The following is a 24330-nucleotide window of genomic DNA, read 5'->3' on the forward strand; positions in this document are numbered from 1 at the left end:
GTCGAACACGATGAACGGCGCGTTGCCGCCCAGCTCGAGCGACATCTTCTTGACGGTGTCCGAGCACTTGCGCATCAGCAGCCGGCCGACTTCGGTCGACCCGGTGAAGGTCAGCTTCTTGACGAGCGGGCTCGAGGTCATTTCCGCGCCGATCTCGCGCGACTTGCCGGTCACGACGTTGACGACGCCGGCCGGAATGCCGGCTTCCTCGGCGAGTGCCGCGAGCGCGAACGCCGACAACGGTGTTTCGTTCGCGGGCTTGATCACGATCGTGCAGCCGGCCGCGAGCGCGGGGGCGGCCTTGCGCGTGATCATCGCCGCGGGGAAATTCCACGGCGTGATCGCCGCGCAGACGCCGACCGGTTCCTTCGTCACGACGAGGCGCTGATCGGGGTTCGGACTCGGGATCACGTCGCCGTCGATACGCTTGGCCTGCTCGGCGAACCATTCGACGAACGATGCCGCATAGGCGATCTCGCCGCGCGCTTCGGCGAGCGGCTTGCCCTGCTCGCGCGTCATCAGCGCCGCGAGTTCTTCCTGGCGCGCCATGATGAGCTCGAACCAGTTGCGCAGCAGGCGCGCGCGCTCCTTCGCGGTGGTCTTGCGCCACGTCGCGAACGCCGTATGCGCGGCCTCGATCGCGGCGCGCGCCTCGCCGGCGCCCATGTTCGGCACGCGTGCGATCCGCTCGCCGGTCGACGGATTGGTGACGTCGAGCACCGCGCCGTCGTCGGCGCCGCGCCACGCGCCGGCAATGTAGGCCTGCTCGCGCAGCAGGCTCGGTGATTGAAGGGCAGTCATGTTATGTCGTCCTGGTGCGGGTGTCAGTCCTGATACTTTTGTGCGAGCAGATGATGGAAGTGCGCGATGCCGTGTTCGCTGATGCCGCTGCGGCGCTGGTCGACCATGATTCGGCCCTGGCCGCGATAGCCGCGCGACTTCAGCCCCTTCTGCACGCTCTCGACGAGGCGCAGGTCTTCCGGACGGAACACGTTGCGGTACCACTCGATCAGGTTCTTCTGATAGTCGGTCAGCTCTTCGTTCAGGAAATAGATGTCGTAATGCTGCAGCGTCACTTCGGCGTTGACCGGGAATTCATAGATCACCGTCATGAAATCCGCGCCCGGCGGCACGTTGAACATCGTGCACGGCCACGCCCAGAAGCCCTGGAAGCTCGCGTCCTTCATCGACGGGTCGAGCTTGAACGAACGCTCCGACGATTCCGCGTGTCCGAACTGCAGCGTCCAGTTGCCGTGCAGCGTGTGCGTGTACTGGTCGATCTTCACCGAGTCGGAGAAGCCGGGGTGCGCGGGGCCGCAGTGGTAGCACTCGAGATAGTTGTCCACGATCGACTTCCAGTTCGCGGGTGTCTCGCTGACGAACCGCGCGGCGAGCTTCAGGTCGTCGATCACCGGGCACGCGGCGCGCAGGCGCGCCTCCATGCCGGGCAGCTGCGCCTCGACCGTGCCGGCGTTCGGGTTCAGGTTGATGAACACGAAGCCTGCGTATTCCTCGACCTTGACCGGCACGAGGCTCGCGTTCTCCTTGTCGAACGCCATCACGTGATCGCAGTTGTTCGCGTGCGCGAGCGCGCCGTCGAGCTTGAACGTCCACGCGTGGTACGGGCACGTGATGACGTTCTTCGCCTTGCCGCTGCCTTCGAGCAGCTGATGCCCGCGGTGCGGGCAGACGTTGTAGAACGCGCGCAGCACCTTGTCCTTGCCGCGCACGATCAGCACGTTTTCGCCAATCACTTCGCGCGTTACATACTGGTTCGCGTCGGCCAGTTCGCTGCGATGCGCGACGCAGATCCACGTGTCGGCGAAGATTTTCTCTTCCTCGACCTTGAAGACCTCCTGCGACGTGTAATAGGTTTTCGGAATCGTCCACGCGAGTTCCGGGTTCGAGCAGAAATCGGCCGGCAGTTGCGGCAGCTTGGCTTTCTGGTGGAATTCGATCGGCAGGTAGGTCATGGCGTCGTGCTCGGTGCGGTACTTTGATTAACTGATGGTTACGAGAAAACTAACGGTTAACGAAATATAGAAGATGTGCAGCCGGTTTTGGATCAGGGTTATCCCGAGATTGGCGGCTTTTAACGCGCTTATTTCGCCTGATGTGGGCCGACCATCACGAACGCGTCGGTTTGACCTTGCGTCAATAGGAGATTGCGCTAGTACGGTGCCGGAGGCGAAGTGCGTACCAGTGTTAACCATGAGTTCATCGTTAACTGTAAGGTAACGTCACAGGTGTACGGTGGCCGGCCGCGCCGCGATCGGATCTCGATCGGCTAGCGGCGCGGCGCGCCACCGCCGCCGACAGACGCAATGGAGGAGACATGAGACAGCAGGCAGTGGCCGACGGCCTCGCGATGGAAGGTCGCGGCAAGTCGCGCATCGAGGCGCGTTCGATCGACTATGTGCCGCTCGCGGAGCGGCGCGGCAAGGCGTGGCACTTGTGGCCCGTCTGGTTTACCGGCGACGCGAATCTCGCGACGATCGCGTGCGGCGCGATCGGCGTGAGCATGGGCGGGAATCTGCTGTGGAGCGCGATCGCGGTGCTGATCGGCAATCTGCTCGGCACGTTCTTCATGGCGTTCCATTCGAGCCAGGGCCCGCAGCTCGGGCTGCCGCAGATGATCCAGTCGCGGCCGCAGTTCGGCTACATGGGTGCGCTGCTGGTATGGATCGTCGCGCTCGTCACGTATGTCGGCTACAACTCGTTCAATCAGCTGATGGCCGGCCAGACCGCGCATCACTTGCTCGGCACGGAGCCGCACGTCAGCTATATCGTGTTTACCGCGATCGCGGTGGCGCTCGCGATCTTCGGTTACGACCTGATTCACAAGGCGCAGCGCTGGCTCGCGATCGCGCTGCTGATCGCATTGAGCGTGTTCAGCGTCGGCATCTGCGTGAAGGTGCCGTTCCCGGCCGAACAGCTGTCGTTCGCGGGCTTCAAGGCGACGCCGTTCCTCGTGCAGCTGTTCGCGGCGGCGGCCTACCAGCTGTCGTGGTCGATCTACGTCTCGGACTACTCGCGCTATCTGCCGCCCAAGACCGGTGTGCGCGCAACGTTCTGGTGGACCTTCACCGGCGCGCTGATCGGCGGCGCGTGGATGATGCTGGTCGGTACGGCCGCGGCCGCGCTGAACTCGAAGATCGAGATTGCCGATGCCGTGCAGCGTGCGGGCGACGCGATCCATCCCGGTTTCGGCTCCGTCACGCTGTTGCTGTCGCTGCTCGGGCTGCTCGCGATCACGGGCCTGAATTTCTACGGCGCTTCGCTCACGCTGCTCAGCATCACCGATTCGTTTCGGCCGCTCAAGTCGAGCGCGGGCAAGCGCGTCGTGAGCCTGCTGATCGTCGCGGTCGTCGCGACGTCGCTCGCGTTCGCGGCGTCCGACGACTTCATGGGGAAGTTCGGCGACTTCCTCGGCATCCTCGGTTATCTGTTCACGCCGTGGACCGCGATCAACCTCGTCGACTTCTTCTTCGTGCGGCATACGCATTACTCGGTGCGCGAGATCTTCAATCCGCGCGGCATCTACGGCCGCTGGAACTGGCGTGGCCTTACCGCATATGCGGTCGGCTTCGTCGCGATGATCCCGTTCTTCAAGACCGAGACGTACAGCGGCCCCGTCGCACGTGCGCTCGGCGGTACCGATATCGCGATGCTGGTCGGCCTGCCGGTTGCCGCGCTCGTCTATTTGTGGGCATGCCGCTCGCTCGATACCGAAGCGGAGCGCAAGCTCGTCGAGGCGGCCGATCGCGGCCTGAACTGATCCGCACGGATCGTCGACTTCGCGATGAAACGATGAACCCCATGTTGAAGCGGGTGCTGTCGCTGGTGGCGCTGGGTCCCGCATGCGCGGCCGCCGATAGCCGTGGGCAGGACGCGGTCATGCAAGGCGGCGTGCTCGCCAATGCGTTCGATGTGGCCCGCGCGCGCGCTCCGAAAGGCGGCGACGAAGACGTACGCCGGCGCACGCACCGGCATCTGCAGTTCGTCCCGAACGGAAGCGCGCGATGAACGAGACCGGCGCGATGCCCGAACTCGGCGACCTGCGCGTGTTCTGCATGGTCGCGCGCAAGGCCAGCTTCAGCGCGGCGGCCGACGCGCTGGCGATGTCGTCGTCGTACGTCAGCAAGCGGGTCGGGATGCTCGAGACGAGCCTCGGGATTCGCCTGCTGCATCGCTCGACGCGACGCGTGTCGGTGACGGACGCCGGCGAGCGCGTCTACGCGTGGGCCGAGAAGATCCTCGACGACGTCGAGCATCTGGTCGAGGATGTGTCGAGCACGCGCTGCGTGCCGCGCGGCACGTTGCGCGTGTCGAGCAGCTTCGGCTTCGGCCGCAACGTCGTCGCGCCGGCGCTGGCCGAGCTGTCGGATCGTCATCCGCAGCTCAACGTTCGGCTGGAACTGTTCGACCGGATCGTCGATGTCGCGGCCGAGGGCTTCGATGTCGACATTCGCATCGGCGACGAGATCGCCGGCCACCTGATCGCGAAGCAGCTTGCGACGAACCATCGCGTGCTGTGCGCGTCGCCCGACTATCTGGCGCGGCATGGCACGCCGAAGCAGGTCGGCGATCTCGCGTCGCACGCCTGTCTCGCGATCAAGGAGCGCGACCATCCGTTCGGCGTGTGGCGGCTCGACGCGCGCGGCGAGACGGTGTCCGTGCAGGTGACGGGGCCGCTGTCGAGCAATCACGGCGAGGTGGCCGTGCAGTGGGCGCTCGCCGGACGCGGGATCGTGCTGCGCTCGGTGTGGGACGTGCAGCCGCTGCTCGACGCGGGCCGCCTGCAGCGTGTGCTGCCGGGCGTCACGCAGCCCGCGAACGTCTGGGCCGTCTATCCGGCGCGGCTCGCGCAGTCCGCGAAGGTGCGGGCGTGCGTCGAGTTTCTGAAGGACCGGCTCGGGGCATAGGGGTGCGGGTTACGCAGCGTTGAATTTTTCGTTGCGGGAACCTTGCTCCACCTATGCCGCAGGTGCCGCAGCGGTCTGCCGTAGAAGGTGTGTCGACGCGAGCGCGTCACCGCGGCGTTGTCCGCTGCACGTTGCCTCAACGCGCATGCGCGTCCGTCGAGACGGCCGGCAACGGCCGGTGCGCGATCTCTTCCGCGTCGGCGCGCGAGAGCCCGAGCCCTTGCAGCAGGACGGTCGCGGCCCGCTCCGGAAAGTCTTCGTTGCCGAATCCGCGTGTTCCGAATCCACGCGTCATGGGGCTGGACGGGATGGCGAATTGCAGGTCCGCGGCAATCGCGGCGAGGACCGTGCCGCCGACGGAAAGGACGGACATCAGCGGATCGGCGACATCGAACCGTCCGGCGGACGCGCCTTTCTGCACGTCGCGCAGCAGCCGCTGTCCGAGCCCGTGGCTCAACGCACGCGCGGATAAACCCTCGCGGATCAGGAATTGCCCCCAGACCGGTTCGCGCCGCGCGCGCAGCAACGTGTGTCGAACCGATACCGAAATGACTTCGGCGGGATCCGACAGGTCTGCTGCGGCGCGGTCGAGCGTATCGGCAAATTCCTCGAATACCCAGTCCACGAGCGCTGCATAGATCGCTTCTTTCGATTCGAAGTGGTTGTAGAACGAGCCGAATCCGACGTCGGCCGCCTCGGTGATCTCGTTGATCGCCACGCCTTCCGCCCCTTTTTCCGCCATCAGCCCGAGCGCGGCTTCCAGCAGCCGCGCCCGCGTTTCGCGCTTGCGGCGGGCGCCGCGCGGCTCGCGTTCCGGGGCGGCGAGGTCGGAGGTGCCCTCTGCAGGGCGCTTGTCCAGGCGGGACTTCGGTGAATTCGGCATGGCATCACGGTCGTGCATCGAAGCCCGAGTATAGACTCAAACATCATGATTGACAAAGTTATCAGTTATGAGTTGAATGTCACTTACCGGCCGAACCGAGCCGGGCGGATCGATTACTGGAGTGCATGTGGAGACAAATGTGCAGATGAATGGCCGCGTCGACGCGCCGCCCGGTCGTGACCGGGAGAGCGTCGACGCGCTGCCGTCGAGCGTCGATGTACTCGTCGTCGGCTTCGGGCCGGTCGGCGCGGCGGCAGCCAATCTGCTCGCGCGCGACGGCGTGAACGTGCTCGTCATCGACAAGGCGACCGACATCTATATGGCGCCCCGGGCGATCGCCCTCGATAACGAAGCGTTGCGCATCCTGCAGCTCATCGGGGTGACGGAGCACGAACTGGAAACCGTGGCGATCCCGTGTGTGCGGATGCATTCGCCGCTGCTGGGCGAGTTCGGCAAGGCCGAGACGCTCGGCAGCATCGACGGGCATCCGAAGCTCGTGACGTTCTATCAGCCGACCCTCGAACGCTGTCTGCGGCGCCGCCTGCAGCGATACGCATGCGCGCACACGGCGCTCGGCGTGTCGCTGCTCGGCATCGAAGCGGGGCACGAAGCGGTCGCGGCAACGCTGGATCTCGGGCAGGGACGGACCCACACCGTCCGGGCCGGTTACGTGATCGGCGCCGACGGCGCGAGTTCGCTCGTCCGTCAATTGATCGGGCAGGAGTTCAAGGGCAAGACCTTCATGGAGGACTGGCTCATCGTGGACGCGCGCAACGTCCCCCGCCCGATCGACCATGTCGAATTCATTTGCGATCACCGGCGGCCGACGCCGCACATGGTGGCCCCCGGCGCGCGCGAGCGCTGGGAATTCATGCTGCGCCCCGGCGAAACGCGCGAGGAGATGGAATCCGACGCGCGCATTCGCGAACTGCTTGCGCCGTGGGGCAACGTCGACGACATGGTGATCGAGCGCAAGGCGGTCTACCGCTTTCACGCGCGGACCGTGAATGCGTTCAGCCAGGGACGTGTCTTTCTGGCGGGGGACGCGGCGCATATTACGCCGCCCTTTGTCGGGCAAGGGCTGGTCGCGGGGCTGCGCGACGCCGCCAATCTGTGCTGGAAGCTCGCGTCGGTCATCCACGGGCGCGCAGCGCCGCGAATTCTCGCCACTTACGACCAGGAACGGCGGCCTCACGTGAAAGCGATGATCCGGTTTGCGAAGCTCATGGGGCGGCTGGTGATGCCGCGTAACGCCGGAGTCGCATTGCTTACGCACGGCCTGATGCGCGCCACGCGGCTCGTGCCGAAGTGGCGCGCCTATTTCGAAGAACTGGAGATCAAGCCGGCAAACGCATGCCGGCGCGGGCTGTTCGTGGCGGGCCGCACCAGGTCCGGACTGGTGCGCGGGGCGGTGCTGCCGCAGGGCTGGGTGCGCGGAACCGATGGCCGGACCTGCCTGAGCGACGATGTACAGGGCGCCGGCCTCACGTTGATCGGGTTCGGTCGCGACGCCGCCGCGGCGCTCGACAGCGGGACGGCCGCGGCCTTTGCCGCCCTCGGCGGAACGGTCGTCCAGATCGCGCATCGCGGGCAGCGGCTGCATCTTGCGGCGAGCGGCAGCTGGGAGGATCTCGAGGGCGTGTTCCTGCCTCGGGCCGTGCCGCTGGGGTGGGCCGCGGTGGTCCGGCCCGACCGGGTGATCGTTCACGACGGGCCGGCGAGCGAAGCCAACCGTCTCGTTGCCGAGAGTCTGGCCCTGCTCGGAATGCCGATCGGCACAACGTCCTCCGTCACCGAACCTGTTCAATCTTCCGTCTGAGGCCTTCGACATGCAACTGACCACACCGCAACCGGCTCGCCATGCGCGGCCGACAACGAAAGCATCCGCGCTGGCGTACCTGATTTTCGATCGCCCCGATCTTGCCAGGGCAGAGCAATTTCTGAACGACTTCGGACTTCGTACCGTTTCGCGCGATAGTGAGCAAATGTTCCTGCGCGGCGCCGGGCCCGCGCCGTTTTGCTATGTCGTCCGAAAGGCGTCCAAAGCGCGCTTTGTCGGCTTCGGCCTGCGCGTGAATCGGATCGAGGATCTGCATGCGCTGACGCGCGTGCCCGGCGCATCCGATGTCGAGGCGCTGGACTGGCCGGGTGGCGGCCGTCGTGTGCGTCTCGTCGATCCGTCCGGTTTCCGCGTCGATGCGGTGTGCGGCCAGGCGATGGCCGCCCCGCTGCCGCACCGGCATCCTTTGCCGCTCAACACCATCGACGGCGCCTCCCGCATCAACGACACGCAACGCCCGCCGCAGGGTCCGCCGGAGGTGATCAAGCTCGGCCACGTCGTGCTGGAGCTGGCCGATTTCCAGCAAACTTGCGCGTGGTACACGCAGCATTTCGGGTTCATCCCGAGCGACGTGCAGGTGCTGCCGGACGGTTCGCCCGCCGTGGCGTTCCTGCGTCTCGATCTCGGTGCTGTCCCGGCCGACCATCACACGCTCGCGCTGGCCCAGGGCTTTGCACCGCTCTACAGCCATAGCGCCTACGAGGTCGTGGATACCGATGCGGTCGGCATGGGCCAACGCGTATTGCGCGATCAGGGCTGGACGCATGCATGGGGTATCGGACGGCACATCCTCGGCAGCCAGATCTTCGATTACTGGCAGGACCCGTGGGCCGACAAGCACGAGCATTACTGCGACGGCGACCTGTTTACGGCCGACGTGCCAATGGGCGTGCATGCGGTCAGTCGCGAAGCGATGTCCCAGTGGGGGCAGGCCATGCCGCGCAGCTTCACGAAACCCAAATTCACGTTGACCAGCGTTGCCGCGCTCATCCGCAGTCTGCGGCGCAGTCCGGATGTCACGGTCGGCAAACTGAAGACGCTCGCCAGGCTGTTCGCATGACGCGGCGCCGATTCGTTCAGCTATCCTGAGGCACATTCATGTCACTGCATGTTCTGCATTACCAGCATCGAGGACGCGCCCGGTGGGGCGTGATCAGGCAGGGGGCGATCACGCCGATCCCGGGCGAGTTCGAGACGACGGCCGATTTCGTGCGCGCGAACCGGATCGAGGAACTGGCCGCGCTGTCCGGGCCGACCCTACCGGAATCGGAGGTGACGTGGCTGTCGCCCGTCACGCGCAATCAGCAATTCGTGTGTCAGGGCGCCAACTATCGCCAGCACATGATCGAATCCGGCATGGATCCGGACGCGAAGACCTTCAACATGATCTTCACGAAGGCGGCCAGTTGCGTCGTGGCCGCCGATTCGCACGTCGTGCGGCCACGGCATGTGCGATTTCTCGACTACGAGATCGAGCTCGGGCTGGTGATGAAGCGCGATATCTCCACTCGCCAGACGGTCACCGATGCAAATCTGCATGAATACATCGCCGGCATCGTCATCGTGAACGACTACTCGGCCCGTGACGTGCAGATCCCTCAGATGCAGTTCTACAAAGGCAAGAGCTACCGGACGTTCGGGCCGGTCGGCCCTTATCTGTGCATGCTGGAGGCGAGCGACATGGCGGCGCTGCGCGGACTCGACCTGACGCTTACGGTCAACGGACAGGTGCGGCAGAAGGATTCGACGGCCAATCTCGTCTACGGGCCGGCCGAGACGCTCGCCGAACTGTCGGCGGTGCACGACCTGCATGCGGGCGACCTGATTGCGACCGGTACGCCCTCCGGCTGCGCGCTGAGCGTTCCGTCGCCGGCGAAGCAGCGCATCGCGGCGTTGCTGCCCGAGGCCGCCAAATGGCGCATGTTCATGAAAATCCAGGCGGGAAGAAGCCAGTATCTGCGGCCCGGCGACATCGTCGAGGCACGCATCGCCAGCGCGGACGGGCGGATCGATCTCGGCGTGCAACGCAATCGCATCGTGGACGAACGCGCATGAACGGAATCTCCACTCAAGCGGACGTCGCTGCGATCGAAGCGAACGGCCCGTCGGCGGATTTGCCGGCAAGCACCTACGAAATGATTTGCCGCGGCGCCGCGCTCGATCCGTCGGCGCCTGCTCTGTCGTTCTTCCTGCATGTCGACGATCATCGGCACGCGGTGCGCTGGAGCTATCGCGAACTGGTCCGCGACATCACGCGTACCGCGAATTTCTTCACGCGCGTCGGCGTGCGTCGAGACACGGTGATCGCCTATATCCTGCCGAACCTGCCCGAAACGCATTTCGTGATCTGGGGCGGCGAGGCGGCAGGCATCGTGTGCGCGATCAATCCGCTGCTGGAATCGGCCGCCATTGCCGAATTGCTGAACGCGGCGAAGGTGGACGTCCTGGTGACGCTCGCGCCGTTTCCCGGCACCGATCTGTGGCCGAAGGTGCAGTCGGTGCTGGACCGGGTCGGCACGCTGCGACATCTGGTGCTGGTGAATCCGGCCGATCGCGTGCGCATGCCGAAGCGATTCGTCGCGCGCCTGTTGCAGCGGCGGGAAGGCGTCAGGTTGCACGGCCGGGGCGGGGTGCGAAGTGCGGTGCCCGCGCGCATCGGACTCCACGATTTCGGCCGCGCGATCGCGCGTGAGTCGGGGGCGGCGCTCGACAGCGACCGCCGCTTCGATCCCGACGATCTTTCGTCGTTCTTCTGTACAGGCGGCACGACCGGCCTGCCGAAGATCGCGATGCGCCGCCACGGCAACGAAGTGGCCAACGCGTGGAGCGTCGGACAGTTTTTCGGCGCGGGCATCGGCCCCGGCAAGACGATTTTCTGCGGCCTGCCGCTATTCCACGTCAATGCGGTCCTGGCAACCGGGCTCGTGCCGTTTTCGCGCGGCGCCCACGTCGTGCTGGGCACACCGCAAGGCTATCGCGGCGACGGCGTCGTCAAGCGCTTCTGGGAGCTGGTCGAGCACCATCGCATCAACTTCTTCAGCGGCGTGCCGACGCTCTATGCGTCGCTGCTCGACGTACCGATCGGCGAGAGGAACGTCGGTTCGCTCGAATACGGGCTGTGCGGCGCGGCGCCGATGCCGGTCGAAGTGTTTCGGACGTTCCAGGAGCGAACCGGCATCCGGATTCTCGAAGGCTACGGACTCACCGAAGGCACGTGTGTAAGCAGCGTCAACCCGCCGTTCGGCGAGCGCCGCCTCGGCTCGATCGGGCTACGTGTCCCGGGGCAGCTGATGAAGGCGGTCGTCGTCGACGACGGCGGCCGATACATCCGCGACTGCGTCGCGGACGAAATCGGCCTGCTCGTGATCGCCGGTCCGAACGTCTTTGCCGGCTATGTCCAGCCGGAGCAGAACCGGGATCTCTGGCTGGAACTGGGCGACGGTCGCCGCTGGCTGAATACGGGCGACCTCGGATGCTGCGACGAAGACGGTTATTTCCGCCTCACCGGCCGCAAAAAGGACCTGATTATCCGGGGCGGCCACAACATCGATCCGGCAACGATCGAGGAGCCGCTACATCGTCATCCTGCGGTGCAGATCGCGGCAGCCATCGGTCGACCCGACGCGCATGCCGGCGAGTTGCCGGTCGCGTATGTCCAGTTGAAGGCGGGCGCGCATGCGACCGAGGACGATCTCGCGGAATTCGTGCGCGGGCAGATCGGCGAGCGCGCCGCTCTGCCGAAGCAGATCCGCATCGTGGACGCGATGCCATTGACGGCCGTCGGAAAGATCTTCAAGCCGGAGTTGAAGCGCCGGGAAACGGCCGACGCGCTTCGCTCGGCACTCCACGAAGCCGGTATGCCGCATGCGCGCGTCACGGTCGAAAACGATGCATCGCGCGGTGTGTCGGCCCAGGTCGCACTGACTGACCCTGCACTGCACACCCACGCGAGTGCGGTTCTTGGACGTTTTCCGTTCGCTTTCACGATCGATACGACAGCGCAGGCGCCGGTCGATGCGGACGGTGAAGACGGACGGGACGAGCGTGCGCGGACTCGATAGAACCGACGCGCGCGCTCGCAACGGCTGACTGAAGGCTGAAGCCGCCGAACCGCATGCACCGGCGGCGTTTCGATATTTCGTTAAGGGATGCAGATCGTCGATTGAATCGATTCGTTACCGGCCTGCTTAATTTAGTAGTTCAAATGTATACGGGAGGTGGACGGAAATATAGCGCGTGACATGTTGGAACGAGAGAAAGGCCAAACAGCACCGGCAGCGGAGATCGGACAGGGCCATGCCGCAACGCAGGTCGATTCGCCAATGGAAGGAGACGGGATGAAATTCACGAAGAAATTAGGATTGACCGGCATCGCGGTACTCGTGTGTACCGCATCGATTGCCGGCCGCGCGAACGCGCAATCGAGCGGCAGTATGCAATTAGGCGTCGGCTGGCTGCACGTCATGCCGCAGGGGCATGCAGATCCGATTGTCGTCGACAGTATCGCGGGAGCGCCGGTCAATCGGCAACAGAGCGGGACGGGCGCGCATGCCGGTGCGGCGGACGCCGCGAGCCTGATGGCGGAGTACTTCGTGACCGACAGTATCGGCGTCGCGTTCCTGGCTGGCACGCCGTTTACGACCGACCTGATCGGTAACAATGCGTTGGCCTCGTTCGGGGTGATCGGCAAGACGAAACCGCTGGCGCCCGTCCTCGAAGTGAGATATCACTTCCTTGCGGCCGACGCGAAGTTCAGGCCGTTCGTCGGGCTGGGCGTCAATTACACGTGGTATTCGGACACGCGCATCGTCAATGACGCGTTCCGTAACGCGACGTGCGGACCGGGCTGTTCGACCCGTGCATCGTTGAGCGCTTCGTGGAACCCGACGTTCGAGCTTGGCGCGAACTATGCACTCGGCAAGCATTGGTCGATCAACGCGTCGCTGTCCTATATCCCGTTGTCGACCACGTTGACGACGCATGCCACCACCGCAACGGGTGTCGATATCGTGACAAAAATGCGCATCAAGGTGAATCCGCTCGTGACGCATCTCGACCTGGCTTATACGTTCTAGCGTTGTGGAATCGCATTGGCGGGCGATGGCGTCTTGGCTGACGGCCACCGGATCGGATCGCCCGCCGATTGTCCGTTTCCGCATGTCGTGCCCGTTTGCGCAGCAGATCTCAACGCACACGATTGTCACGCATCGCCGTCGAGGCTGTCGCGTGGCGCGCGGCCGGTCCAGCGCCGGTACGCATGACGGAAGCTGCGCGGCTCGCTGTATCCGAGGTGCTCGGCCACTGCCGCGACCGTCAGCGCGTCGTCGCCGAGCAGCCGCACCGCCTCTTCATGACGCACCGTGTCCAGCAGCGACTGGAACGTGACGCCGTCCTTCTCGAGCCGCCGGCGCAGCGTGCGCTCCGTCATGTGCAGCGCATCGGCGAGCGACGTCATCGACTTGAAGCGCGACAGGTCGCGCGTCATCAGCGCCTTCGCGCGATCGGCGAAGCGCGTGCCGACCGACGCGGCCCATTGCCGCTCGAGCGCCTCGCACTGGCCGTGCAGCGCATTGAAGCTGACCTCGTTCGCGAGCCGCGGCGTTTCCGTGCCGTTCACGGCAGTAAACACGAGACTGTTCTCGCCCGCATTGAAAACCGCCTTGCAGCCGAAATGCCGCACGTAATCGGCCGCATGGCGCGGCGTGCGGCGCGCGAGCAGCAACTGGTCGGGCCAGACCGGCTTGCCGACGAGATCGGACACGATCAGCCGCAGGCTCGACAGGCACATGTCGGTCTGGAACACCTCGAGATCGGGCTCGCCGTTGTAGCGGTCGATCGTCACCGTCATGCCGTCCGCATGCGCGTGCACGCGCACGTCGAAGTACAGCCCCATGAACAGCGGAAACTGGCTCATGCAGCGAAACGCCTGCATCACCGAGCCGCTGATCAGCATCGCGTAGCCGGCAAGGCCCAGCGTCGACACGTGCAGCCGCGCGCCGATCCACAGCCCGATCGACGGCACGCCGCTGCATCGCAGCAGATTGCGGAAGCAGCGCTGCTCCTGCGCGCGGTTCACGTACAGGTTAGGCGACGCGACCTCGTCGGCGCCGAGCCCCGTGCCTTCGAGCAGCGCGGCACTGTCGATGTGTCTGACGCGGCATTCGTCGAGCGCGACCGCGATCGCGTGGACGGTCGCGGGAATGTCTTCCTGGCGTCCGGCCGGACGCGCGAGATCGGGAGACGAACGCAGGCTGCGTTCGGCGCTGCTTTGATGTCGGTGAGACCGGCTGTCCATGGCAATGAGGCGGCGACGGGATCGCGTAGAACATAGCCGGAATGTGCGCGCGGCGCCAGAGGCGTCGCACGCGTCGCGCGCCGGCGCGGCCGCGCATGCCTGCCTGTCCGGAAATATCCCTCGATTACGTCCGCATTTGTCATTCGTCCTCGCGTTTTTGGCGCACCACACTCTGTCCGACATCGCGCTGGGGCCGTCGACGGCCGCGAGCGGCGCGACACGACACGACGGACGACATACACGTGAGGACAGCATGACAGACAGCACATCCGCTCGACGCGCGCCGCACGCCGCGTTCGACGATTCCGCTTCCGACGCCGACGCGCGCGACGCCTTCGCGTCGCGGCACGCGCGTCCGCTCGGCCTGTTCACGCTCGTGATCTTCGGTCTCGCCTACATGCTGCCGATGACGGTGTTCACGACGTACGGCCTCGTCACGCGCGAGACGAACGGCCACCTCGTCGCCGCCTACGCGGTCACGCTGGTCGCGATGCTGTTTACCGCGCGCAGCTACGGACATATGACGCGTCTGATGCCGAGCGCAGGGTCCGCGTACACGTTCGCGAGCCGCAATTTCGGCACGTCGGCCGGCTTCATGGTCGGCTGGGCGCTGCTGATGGACTACCTGTTCATCCCGATGATCAGCTATCTCGCGATCGGCATCTACATGAAGCAGATCGTCCCTGCGGTGCCGCCCGCCGTCTGGATCGTCGCGAGCATCGCGTTCATCACGGCGCTGAACGTGATCGGCATCCGGCTCGTCAATCGCGTGAATCTGATCCTGATCGCGAGCCAGCTCGTGTTCATCGCCGTGTTTCTCGTTGCAGCCGCGCGCGTGGCGGGCGGCGACGCGCTGCCGACGACGCTCGCGCTGCCCGCCACGGACGACGCGCACGCGATCTTCTCCGGCGCCGCGATTCTTTGCCTGTCGTTTCTCGGCTTCGACGCGGTGTCGACGCTGTCCGAGGAAACGCGCGAGCCGCGGCGCACGGTGCCGCGCGCGATCCTGCTCTGCACGCTGGCGAGCGGCGTGCTGTTCATGCTGATCGCGTATGCGGGGCAGGCCGCGTTTCCGGACTGGCACGCGTTTCGCGATCTCGATTCGGCGAGTCTCGAGCTGATGCGGCATATCGGCGGCGGCGCGCTGTCCGCGTTTTTCGTCGCGGTCTACGTGGCCGGCTGTTTCGCGAGCGCAATGGCCGGACAGGCGAGCGTCACGCGCGTGCTGTTCGCGATGGGACGCGACCGCGTGCTGCCCGAATGCGTGTTCGGCCGTCTGCATGTACGGCTGCGCACGCCGGTGCGCGCGACGCTCGCGGTCGGCGCCGTGTCGCTGTCCGCGCTGTTCATCACGCTCGATCTCGCGTCGACGATGATCAGCTTCGGCGCGCTCGTCGCGTTTGCGGTCGTGAACCTGTGCGTGATGCGCAGCTATCTGTCGCGGCCTGAACATCGCACGGCGGCAGGCTGGATCCGGTTCGGCGCGATGCCCGCGATCGGCTTCGCGCTCAACGTCTGGCTGTGGTCGGGGCTGTCGCGCCAGACGTTCTACGTCGGCATCGCGTGGCTCGCGGTCGGGCTCTGTCAGCTCGTCTGGCTCACGCGCGGCTTCACGCGCCCCGCGCCGACGCTGACGATGAATTGAACGGCCGGTCGTCGCACCGGCACTGATAAGGAGGAACGAGGCTATGAACGTCAATCCCGATACCGATCTGCAGGCGCTCGCGAAGCGCCATCTGCTGATGCACTTTACGCATGCCGACGCATACGGCGACGCGGCGCTGACCGTCTTCGACCGCGGCGAAGGATGCTGGCTCGTCGATCGCGACGGCAAGCGCTACTTCGATGCGCTGGCCGGGTTGTACTGCGTGCAGGTCGGCTACAGCCACGGCGCGGAGATCGGCGACGCGGTGCGCGAGCAGATGACGCGGCTGCCGTTCGCGACGAACTGGAGCTACGCGCACGAACCGGCGATCCGGCTCGCAGAGCGGCTCGCGACCTTGGCGCCGGAGGGGCTCAATCGCGTGTTCTTCACGTCGAGCGGATCGGAGTCGAACGAATCGGCGATCAAGCTCGTGCGCCAGTATCACCAGGCGCGCGGCGAGCCGCAGCGGCGCAAGTTCATCGCGCGGCGCGTCGCGTATCACGGCACGTCGTTCGGCGCGCTCGCGCTGAACGGCATGACGGCGTTCCGCAAGCACTTCGAGCCGCTGATGTCGGGCGTGCGGCACGTCGGCAACACGAAGCGCTACGGCCGTCCGGTCGACGAGACGGAAGCGCGGTTCACGCGTCATCTGCTCGACGAGATCGAGTCGCTGATCGTGCAGGAAGGACCGGACACGGTCGCGGCGATCGTCGTCGAACCGCTGCAGAACGCGGGTGGCAGCCTGACGCCGCCGGCCGGCTACACGGCCGGGCTGCGCGAGATCTGCGACCGGCACGGCGTGCTGCTCGTCGCCGACGAGGTGATCTGCGGGTTCGGCCGCGTCGGCGAGTATTTCGGCTCGACGCGCTACGGGTTGAAACCGGACATCATCACGTTCGCGAAAGGAATCGCATCGGGCTACGTGCCGCTCGGCGGCGTGATCGCGAGCGACGCGGTGGTCGACGCGGTACTCGCAGGCCCGCAGCAGATGTTCCTGCACGGCGCGACCTACGGCGGCCATCCGGTTGCCTGCGCGGCTGCGCTCGCGAACCTCGCGATCATCGAGCGCGAGCGCGTGTTCGACAACGTGCGCGACAACGCCGCGTATTTCCGCGCGACGCTCGATGCGCTGCTCGAGCTGCCGTGCGTCGGCGACGTGCGCGGCGACGGCTATCACTATTCGCTCGAGCTCGTGACGGACAAGCAGGCACGCCGCTGGACCGGCGGCATCGACGCGCGGACCTTCGTGTCGACCGTGCTCGCGCCGGCGATCTTCGATGCGGGGCTGCTGTGCCGCGCCGGCGTCGATCACGAAGGCACGCCGATCGTGCAGTTCTCGCCGCCGCTCGTGATGACGCGCGACGAGATTACATGGTTCGTCGCACAGATTCGCGACGTCGTCGCCGACGCGTATGCGCGCGCGACGCGCTGAGCGCACGAGCCGCACGCACCAAACCCACAGGAGCATTCGATGCGTACGTCCCGACAAACCTACATCGCCGGACAATGGCTCGACCCGGCGGACGAGCGATCGATCGACGTGATCGATCCGGCCACGGCGAGGCCGTATGCGCGGCTCGGCATCGGCGGCACGGCCGAGGTCGATCGCGCGGTCGCCGCCGCGAAGCAGGCGTTCGATGCGTATGCGCGCTGGCCGGTCGACGCGCGCGTTGCGTTGCTGTCGCGCGTGCTCGACATTTACCGGCGCCGCTACGATGAAGTCGCGCAGACGATCAGTCAGGAAATGGGCGCCCCGATCGCGTTCGCGCGTGCGATGCAGGCCGCGGTCGGCACCGCGCACCTCGAGCAGACGATCCGCGCGCTGCAATCGTTCCGCTTCGCTACGCAGACCGATTCGCTGCTCGTCTCGCACGAACCGATCGGCGTCTGCGCGCTGATCACGCCGTGGAACTGGCCGATCAACCAGATCGTCTGCAAGGTGGCACCTGCGCTTGCGGCCGGCTGCACGATGGTGCTGAAGCCGAGCGAGATCGCGCCGTTCAGCGCGATCCTGTTCGCGGAGATCCTCGACGAAGCGGGCGTGCCGCCCGGCGTGTTCAATCTCGTGCACGGCTACGGACACGTCGTCGGCGATGCGCTTGCGCGGCATCCGGACGTCGACATGGTGTCGTTCACGGGCTCGACGCGCGCAGGCATCGAGGTCGCGAAGGCCGCGGCCGATACCGTCAAGCGCGTGCATCAGGAGCTCGGCAGCAAGAGTCCGAACCTGATCCTGCCCGATGCGGACATTGCCGACGCGGTCGCGCGCGGCGTGCGCAGCTGCTTCAGCAACAGCGGCCAGTCGTGCAACGCGCCGACGCGGATGCTGGTGCACGTCGATCGGCTGGCCGACGCCGAAGCGGCCGCGCGCGACGAGGCGCGGCGCACGATCGTCGGCGATCCGCGCTCGCCCGAGACGACGATCGGGCCGGTCGTGAGCCGCACGCAGTTCGAGCGGATCCAGCAGTTCATCCGGCTCGGCATCGACGAAGGCGCGACGCTGATCGCGGGCGGCCCCGGTCGGCCGGAGGGGCTCGGCGACGGGTTCTACGTGCGGCCGACGGTATTCTCGAACGTGACGCCCGACATGACGATCGCGCGCGAGGAAATCTTCGGGCCCGTGCTGTCGATCATCACGTACCGGACCGAGGACGAGGCGATCGCGCTCGCGAACGATTCGGTGTACGGGCTCGCCGCCTACGTGCAGTCGAAGGATCTCGAACGCGCGCGGCGCGTGGCCGCGCGGCTGCGGGTCGGCAACGTGCACATCAACTATCCGCCTTGGAATCCGGCCGCGCCGTTCGGCGGGTACAAGCGATCGGGCAACGGGCGCGAGTATGCGGAATTCGGCCTCGCCGAATATCTGGAAACGAAGGGCACGACCGGCTACGCTTGAGCGGCATGTCGATCCGCGCACGCCGACGCGCATCGTCGCGGCGTCGCCGTGCGCGATCGCCGCGCGCCGTTCGGTCGATGCGGACGGCCATGACGATGCCGCGCGCGGCCGGTCGCCGCGCAACGAAACCGACGATCGCGCGCGGACCGGCCGCACGCGACAACGAGGACGCGACACGATGAAGATCCTGATCGCCCGGATGAATCACGAGACGAACACGTTTTCGCCGGTGCCGACGCCGCTTGCGGCCTTCGGCCGCGACGGCCCCGACTGGGGCGACGACGCGGCGCGCGCGAACCGCGGCATGCGCACTGCGATGGCCGCGTTTCTCGACGCCGCCGCGCGCGAGCGCGCCGACGTCGTCACGCCGGTGTCGGCCGCCGCGAATCCGAGCGGCCCCGTCTCGGCCGACGCGTATGCGGCGATCTGCGAGGCGATCGTCGCGGCCGCGCCCGGCTGCGACGCGGTGATGCTCGATCTGCACGGCGCGATGGTCGCCGAGCAGAGCGCGGACGGCGAGGGCGATCTGCTCGAACGCGTGCGCGCGGTGCTGCCCGACGCGCCGATCGCGGTCGCGCTCGATCTGCATGCGAACGTCACGCAGAAGATGATCGATCATGCGGACGTGATCGTCAGCTTCAAGACCTATCCGCACGTCGACATGTACGAGACGGGCGAGCATGCGGCGCGCCTGCTGTTCGACCGGCTGCACGGCCGCGCGCGGCCGGTGCTCGCGTGGCGCCAGCCGCCGCTGATGACCTCGACGCTGTGCAGCGCGAGCGCCGAAGGCGCGATGCGGCGTGCGGTGGAGGCCGCGCGCGCGGCGGAAGCGGACGGGATGCTCGCCGTGTCGGTGCTGCCCGGCTTCTCGCTCGCCGATATTCCGGCGCCGTGTATCAGCGTCGTCGTGGTCGGCGACGGCGACCGCGCCGCGGCCGACGCAGTGGCGGCACGCATCGCGCGCCAGATCTGGGAGGCGCGCGACGCATTCGTGTATCGCAGCGCGCCGCTCGCGGAATCGGTCGCCCAGGCGGCGGCGCTCGCGCGCGGTGCGCAGCGGCCGGTGCTGATGCTCGATCACGGCGACAACTGCATGTCGGGCGGCCCGTGCGACACGATGGACGTGCTCGAGGAAGCGCTCGCGCAGCGGCTCGACGGCATCGTCAGCGGCCCGCTGTGCGACCCCGACGCCGTCGCGCAGCTGATCGCCGCCGGTGTCGGCGCGACGGTCACGGTGCCGGTCGGCAACAAGCGGCCGTCGCACGGCGGTGTGCGGCGCGAGCCGTTCGTCGCGACCGGCATCGTGCGCGCGCTGACCGACGGCGAATACGTGATCGCGGGGCCGACGTATACGGGCCAGCGCGCGTACATGGGCCGCACGGCCGTGTTCGACATCGGCGCGGCCACGCTCGTGATCTCGGAGCGCACGCAGGAGCCGTGGGATCTCGGCGTATTCGAGAGCGTCGGGATCGACCCGCGTCGCGCGCGATTCCTGCTGCTGAAGTCGCGGATGTATTGCCGGCCGGTGTTCGTGCCGATCGCCGCCGCGCTCGTCGAATGCGACAGCCGCGGCGTGACGAGCTCCGACTACGCGTTGTTCCGCTACGCGCGGCTCGCCCGTCCCGTCTATCCGCTCGACGCGATCGATCGATGGGCGCCCGCGGCGTAAGCGGCATGCGTGCGCGGTGACGTGCCGAACGCCGGCATTGCCTCGTTTCGTGCATCATGCGAAGGCGCGACCCGCGATGGCGCCGGGTCGCGCGTTTCCTGCATCCGCACCGACCCGGAGAACCGACCGCTCATGCCTACGCATTCCTTCCGCCTGCGCCGCACGCGCGCGCTCGTCGCGCTCGCGCTGGCCTCCGCTACCGCCGCCGTGCATGCCGCCGACTGGATCGTGTCCGGCAACGACGGCAAGTATCAGCGCGTCGAAGGCCGCGACACGTATCTGCCGTCGCCGCCCGCCGACACGCTGACGCTGCTCGACGCAAGCACGTTTCCGCCGAAGGTCGCGCAGACCGTCGACGTCGAGAACGGCATTCAGGGGCCGCCGCAGGCCGTCGCGATCGCGCCCGACGCGAAGCTCGCGCTCGTCGGCGCGCCGACGCGCTACGACACGGCCGCGAAGCAGCTCGTGTACGACACGTTCGTGCAGGTCGTGAATCTCGGCGCGTCGCCGCCGAGCATCGCGCGGATCGATCTCGGCACCCATCCGCAAGGGATCGCGATCGATCGCTCGGGCCGGCTCGCGCTCGTCGCGAACGTCGACGGCAGCGTATCGATCCTGCGCATCGACGGCACGCAGGTCACGCTCGACGGCAATCTGAAGATCGGCAAAAAGCGGCTGGCCGGCATCAGCTTCACGCACGACGGCAAGCATGCGCTCGTGTCGCTGCGCGACGAGCAGGGCATCGCGGTGCTGAACGTCGACGACGGCAAGGTGACCGACAGCGGGGCACGTTTGAGCACGGGCGTCGCGCCGTACACGATCGACGTGTCGAGCGACGGCCGCTGGGCCGTCGTCAGCAACGTCGGGCTCGCGGGGCTGCCCGGCTATACGGGTACGCTGGCCGGCGATGCGGACACGATCGCGCTGATCGACGTGTCGCGCGTGCCGTTTCGCACCGTCCAGTATCTGACCGTCTCGTCGCTGCCCGAAGGCGTCGCGATTTCGCCGGACGGCAAATGGATCGCCGTGCAGGCGATGGACGGGTCGAACCTGACGGCCGACAATCCGGGCCGGCACAAGCGCGGCAAGGTGCTGCTGTTCGAAATCCGCGACGGCCATGCGGTGCAGACGAGCGAAGTGCCGGGCGGCGAGGCGTCGCAGGGCATCGTGTTCACCGCGGACAGCCGGCACGTGATCGTGCAGTTCAACGTCGAGCGGCAGCTCGCGCTTTATGCGGTCGAGGGCGGCAAGCTGCGCGATACGGGCCGGCGGATCGCGCTGTCGGGCGGGCCGTCGTCGCTGAGGACGCTGCCGCGCTGACGCATGCGCCTGTCGCGCGACGCGGCGCGCAGGCGCCGATGTGCGCGCGGCACGCGCCAGCCATGCCGATCACGGACGCAGCAGATCGAAGCCGCCGAACACGACGACCCCGCTGAGCGCGATCATCGCGACCGAATGCTGGCCGAAATACAGAATCGCGGCCGCAAGCCACGTCGTGATGCAGAAGGCGCCGATGCGGGCCATCGTGGGTTCCTCGAATCGAGAATCGGTTGAATGGGCGATCGCCGGCGCCGGACCTGCGGCCTGGTGCGTTGCTCGAATCGGCGGATGACGCGGGGATGAACAACGGGCGACCGGTGCGGCCGCGGTGACGGCGCGCGTTGCGCGGCACGATCGGCGTGCGGCGCGCGGGCGGCCGGCGAAAAGCGCGATTTTACCAGCGTCGTCGCGGTGGTCATCCGGCCCTTCGATGCGGCATTCGCGTGGCCCGTCTGCCGCGGCCGGACCCTCAAGTTTCGTGTGACGAATGCCGTCAACCGGTTGTAAGCCACGCACCGATCAACCGATACGACGCGTTCATTCATTCCGGACCGACACGATGCAGATCGATCTTTCCGCGACCCATGCGTCTGCGTTGCCCGCCGCCGGCGGCTCCGCGGACGCGGCCTTGCCTACTTCATCGACCGCGCCCGCCGGTGCTGCGTCGGCGGCCGGCGCGTCGAGCGACACGACGTCCACCGGCGCAACGCCGACGGGACCGACGCTCGGCGCGGCCGGCAGCGATGCCGACAACCCGGCCCTCAAGCAACTGAAGCAGCTGATCGAGCGTTTGCAGAAGCAGCTCGCGCAGCTGCAGCAGCAGATCGCGCGCGCCGCGCAACGCGCGAAGACCGACCCGGCCGCAGCGGTCGAACAGCAGGCGCTGAGCGCGGAAGCGAGCGCGGTGTCGGCCGCGCTGTCCGCGGCGATCGGGCAGCTTGCGCAGGTGCTGCAGCAGTCGGGCGCATCGTCGGCCGGCGCGCTCGTGTCGACGCAGGCGTGACAGGCCGCCGCGCGACGCAGCGCGCACGCGGGCGCGTTCGCGCGTTGCCCGCCCATTAGTTTTTCTTTCTGCTCGCGCAACATATCGTCGATTGTCGGCACGCGGCCGGCAGCGGATAGTCCTGCATCGGCAGCCGGCCGGCGCGCCACGTCGCGTCGCCTGTCCGTCGCCGTTGCCGCGCGCGGCTGCGTGCGCCGAAGCCGTCCGTTCCACCGTCCGACAGGAATCCGAACCCATGCGAATTACCGTCACGCGCGTCGTCGCAACGCTGCTCGTCGCGACCGCCGCAATTGCCACGAGCGGTCGCGCGGCCGAACTCACGCAGGCGCGCGTCCGCCAGATCGTCACGCAGCAGGTCGCGCCCGCAATGAAGCAGTACGCGATTCCCGGCGTTGCGATCGGCGTGATCGTCGACGGCAAGCGCTACGTGTTCGACTACGGCGTGATGGCGAAGGACACCGGCAAGCCGGTGACGGCCGACACGCTGTTCGAGATCGGCTCGGTCAGCAAGACGCTGACTGCGACGCTGGCGGCCGATGCGCAGGAGGGCGGCGAGCTGTCGCTGTCCGATCCCGTCGCGCGCTACGTGCCGGCGCTGAACGGCAAGCCGGCCGGCGCGCTGACGCTGCTCGAACTCGGCACGCATACGGCCGGCGGCCTGCCGCAGCAGGTGCCGGACGCAATTCACGACGACGCGACGCTGATCGGCTATTTCGACGCATGGCGTCCGGTATCGGTGCCGGGCACGCAGCGCGTGTATTCGAACGTCGGCATCGGCACGCTCGGCTGGATCACCGCGAAGGCGATGAAGCGCGACTTCGCCGAGCTGATGGAGCGACGGCTGTTTCCGGCGCTCGGCATGACGCACACGTATATCGACGTGCCGGCCGCGCGCCGCGCCGACTACGCGCAGGGCTATACGGCCGACGGCACGCCGATCCGGATGAAGCCGGGCGGGCTGTGGCAGCCGGCGTACGGCGTGCGCACGACGGCCGCCGATCTGCTGCGCTTCGTGCAGGCGAACATGGGCGCGATCGACATTGCGCCGCGGCTGCGGCGCGCGATCGAGCGGACGCACACCGGCTACTTCCGGGCCGGTCCGCTCACGCAGGACCTGATCTGGGAGCAGTATCCGTATCCGGTCGCGTTGCCGACGCTGCTCGAAGGCAACGCGTCGAAGATGCTGTCGGACGCGGTGCCGGCCGTTGCACTGACGCCGCCGCTCGCGCCGCAGCGCAACGTCTGGATCAACAAGACCGGATCGACCAACGGTTTCAGCACGTATGTCGCGTTCGTGCCGGCGAAGCGGATCGGTTTCGTGATGCTCGCCAATCGCCGCGTGCCGAACGAAGTCCGCGTCGAGATCGCGTACCGGATACTGGCGTCGCTCGGCGGCGAACGCTAGCGCTCGCTCCCTTAAGGCGCACACGCGTGCTGCTGCACGCGCCATGCCGTCGAACGCAGCGCTCAACCTTGCGCGGCGACGACCGCGATCTCGACCAGCAGATGCGGCGCCGCGAGCTTTGCCTCGACGGTCGCGCGCGCCGGTGCATGACCTGCCGGCACCCACGCGTCCCACACCTCGTTCATGCCGGCGAAATCGCGCGCGATGTCGGCGAGCCAGACCTGCGCGGACACGAGCCGCGTCTTGTCGATGCCGGCCTGCTCGAGAAAGCCGTCGATCTTCTCGAGGGCCTTCGCGGTCTGCACCTTGACGTCGGGCGACGGATCGGCGGACGTCTGGCCGCCGATGAAGACGAGGCCGGCGGCCTTGACGACGCGGCTCATGCGCGCATTGGTTTCGATGCGAACGATTTCGGACATGATGACAAACGCTCCTTCGCCATGACGGCA

General features: G+C 67.0%; 21 protein-coding genes. 15 read left to right on the forward strand and 6 right to left on the reverse strand.

Annotated features, from left to right (window positions below; genetic code table 11):
* Both HMPREF3115_RS32315 and HMPREF3115_RS09310 read right to left on the reverse strand, forming a co-directional pair.
* The coding region (locus HMPREF3115_RS32315; RefSeq protein WP_256276111.1) for an aldehyde dehydrogenase family protein at window positions 1–801 on the reverse strand (801 nt) is incomplete at its 3' end.
* A gap of 23 nt (window positions 802–824) precedes the next feature.
* A complete protein-coding gene (locus HMPREF3115_RS09310) occupies window positions 825–1973 on the reverse strand; it encodes an aromatic ring-hydroxylating oxygenase subunit alpha (protein WP_065497125.1) in 1149 nt (382 codons plus the stop codon).
* A 362-nt stretch (window positions 1974–2335) separates the two neighbouring features.
* Here HMPREF3115_RS09310 and HMPREF3115_RS09315 point away from each other — a divergent pair, with 362 nt between their 5' ends.
* The 3 genes from HMPREF3115_RS09315 to HMPREF3115_RS09325 are packed head-to-tail and all read left to right on the forward strand — an operon-like array spanning window position 2336 to window position 4925.
* Window positions 2336–3778 (forward strand): purine-cytosine permease family protein, encoded by a 1443-nt coding sequence (locus tag HMPREF3115_RS09315; protein ID WP_070554207.1) that lies wholly within the window; start codon window positions 2336–2338, stop codon window positions 3776–3778.
* Between the two features lie 32 nt (window positions 3779–3810).
* The gene (locus tag HMPREF3115_RS09320) at window positions 3811–4026 is read left to right on the forward strand and encodes a hypothetical protein (protein ID WP_233632883.1); all 216 of its coding nucleotides are present in this window, start codon (window positions 3811–3813) and stop codon (window positions 4024–4026) included.
* Entirely contained in the window at window positions 4023–4925 is a 903-nt protein-coding gene (locus HMPREF3115_RS09325; protein ID WP_070554211.1) for a LysR substrate-binding domain-containing protein, read from the forward strand. Before HMPREF3115_RS09320 ends, HMPREF3115_RS09325 begins: the two co-directional genes overlap by 4 nt.
* Before the next feature lie 136 nt (window positions 4926–5061).
* Here HMPREF3115_RS09325 and HMPREF3115_RS09330 read toward each other — a convergent pair whose 3' ends face one another.
* Window positions 5062–5808, reverse strand: coding sequence for a TetR/AcrR family transcriptional regulator (locus tag HMPREF3115_RS09330; protein ID WP_006405359.1), 747 nt, complete (start codon window positions 5806–5808; stop codon window positions 5062–5064).
* 145 nt (window positions 5809–5953) lie between these two features.
* Between HMPREF3115_RS09330 and HMPREF3115_RS09335 the strand changes: the two genes are divergently transcribed.
* The 5 genes from HMPREF3115_RS09335 (at window position 5954) to HMPREF3115_RS09355 (ending at window position 12723) form a co-directional block, all read left to right on the forward strand.
* Window positions 5954–7627 carry a bifunctional 3-(3-hydroxy-phenyl)propionate/3-hydroxycinnamic acid hydroxylase gene (locus tag HMPREF3115_RS09335; RefSeq protein WP_070554212.1) on the forward strand — a complete coding sequence of 558 codons (1674 nt, stop codon included), beginning with the start codon at window positions 5954–5956 and terminating at the stop codon, window positions 7625–7627.
* Window positions 7628–7637: 10 nt separating this feature from the next.
* Window positions 7638–8708: a VOC family protein gene (locus tag HMPREF3115_RS09340; protein ID WP_006405357.1), complete on the forward strand. Its 1071-nt coding sequence runs from the start codon at window positions 7638–7640 to the stop codon at window positions 8706–8708.
* Window positions 8709–8746: 38 nt separating this feature from the next.
* Window positions 8747–9703 carry a fumarylacetoacetate hydrolase family protein gene (locus HMPREF3115_RS09345; RefSeq protein ID WP_006405356.1) on the forward strand — a complete coding sequence of 319 codons (957 nt, stop codon included), beginning with the start codon at window positions 8747–8749 and terminating at the stop codon, window positions 9701–9703.
* Window positions 9700–11709: an acyl-CoA synthetase gene (locus HMPREF3115_RS09350; protein WP_070554214.1), complete on the forward strand. Its 2010-nt coding sequence runs from the start codon at window positions 9700–9702 to the stop codon at window positions 11707–11709. The genes HMPREF3115_RS09345 and HMPREF3115_RS09350 overlap by 4 nt, the downstream gene beginning before the upstream one ends.
* Before the next feature lie 276 nt (window positions 11710–11985).
* Complete coding sequence (locus HMPREF3115_RS09355; RefSeq protein ID WP_070554216.1) at window positions 11986–12723, forward strand: OmpW/AlkL family protein; 738 nt, start codon at window positions 11986–11988, stop codon at window positions 12721–12723.
* Window positions 12724–12848: 125 nt separating this feature from the next.
* On the opposite strand, the gene HMPREF3115_RS09360 is transcribed toward HMPREF3115_RS09355, so the two are convergent.
* Window positions 12849–13943 carry an AraC family transcriptional regulator gene (locus HMPREF3115_RS09360; protein WP_053299072.1) on the reverse strand — a complete coding sequence of 365 codons (1095 nt, stop codon included), beginning with the start codon at window positions 13941–13943 and terminating at the stop codon, window positions 12849–12851.
* A gap of 253 nt (window positions 13944–14196) precedes the next feature.
* Between HMPREF3115_RS09360 and HMPREF3115_RS09365 the strand changes: the two genes are divergently transcribed.
* The 5 genes from HMPREF3115_RS09365 (at window position 14197) to HMPREF3115_RS09385 (ending at window position 21473) form a co-directional block, all read left to right on the forward strand.
* The gene (locus HMPREF3115_RS09365; RefSeq protein WP_006405351.1) at window positions 14197–15588 is read left to right on the forward strand and encodes an APC family permease; all 1392 of its coding nucleotides are present in this window, start codon (window positions 14197–14199) and stop codon (window positions 15586–15588) included.
* 43 nt (window positions 15589–15631) lie between these two features.
* Window positions 15632–17020: an aspartate aminotransferase family protein gene (locus HMPREF3115_RS09370; protein ID WP_006405350.1), complete on the forward strand. Its 1389-nt coding sequence runs from the start codon at window positions 15632–15634 to the stop codon at window positions 17018–17020.
* 39 nt (window positions 17021–17059) lie between these two features.
* Entirely contained in the window at window positions 17060–18484 is a 1425-nt protein-coding gene (locus HMPREF3115_RS09375; RefSeq protein ID WP_070554218.1) for an aldehyde dehydrogenase family protein, read from the forward strand.
* A gap of 178 nt (window positions 18485–18662) precedes the next feature.
* Window positions 18663–20153, forward strand: coding sequence for a M81 family metallopeptidase (locus HMPREF3115_RS09380; RefSeq protein WP_070554237.1), 1491 nt, complete (start codon window positions 18663–18665; stop codon window positions 20151–20153).
* Between the two features lie 132 nt (window positions 20154–20285).
* On the forward strand, window positions 20286–21473 hold the full coding sequence (locus HMPREF3115_RS09385; protein ID WP_070554239.1) for a beta-propeller fold lactonase family protein: 1188 nt from the start codon (window positions 20286–20288) through the stop codon (window positions 21471–21473).
* Window positions 21474–21542: 69 nt separating this feature from the next.
* On the opposite strand, the gene HMPREF3115_RS32320 is transcribed toward HMPREF3115_RS09385, so the two are convergent.
* Window positions 21543–21677, reverse strand: a complete 135-nt coding sequence (locus HMPREF3115_RS32320) for a hypothetical protein (RefSeq protein WP_006405345.1) — start codon at window positions 21675–21677, stop codon at window positions 21543–21545.
* Between the two features lie 355 nt (window positions 21678–22032).
* Between HMPREF3115_RS32320 and HMPREF3115_RS09390 the strand changes: the two genes are divergently transcribed.
* Both HMPREF3115_RS09390 and ampC read left to right on the forward strand, forming a co-directional pair.
* Entirely contained in the window at window positions 22033–22476 is a 444-nt protein-coding gene (locus HMPREF3115_RS09390) for a hypothetical protein (protein ID WP_053299068.1), read from the forward strand.
* 235 nt (window positions 22477–22711) lie between these two features.
* Window positions 22712–23881, forward strand: coding sequence for a class C beta-lactamase (gene ampC, locus HMPREF3115_RS09395; protein WP_070554220.1), 1170 nt, complete (start codon window positions 22712–22714; stop codon window positions 23879–23881).
* A gap of 62 nt (window positions 23882–23943) precedes the next feature.
* Here ampC and HMPREF3115_RS09400 read toward each other — a convergent pair whose 3' ends face one another.
* Window positions 23944–24300: a RidA family protein gene (locus tag HMPREF3115_RS09400; protein ID WP_070554222.1), complete on the reverse strand. Its 357-nt coding sequence runs from the start codon at window positions 24298–24300 to the stop codon at window positions 23944–23946.
* Between the last annotated feature and the right edge of the window lie 30 nt (window positions 24301–24330).

Origin of the sequence: Burkholderia sp. HMSC10F09 (assembly GCF_001806955.1) — a bacterium.
Classification (GTDB): Bacteria; Pseudomonadota; Gammaproteobacteria; order Burkholderiales; family Burkholderiaceae; genus Burkholderia; species Burkholderia multivorans.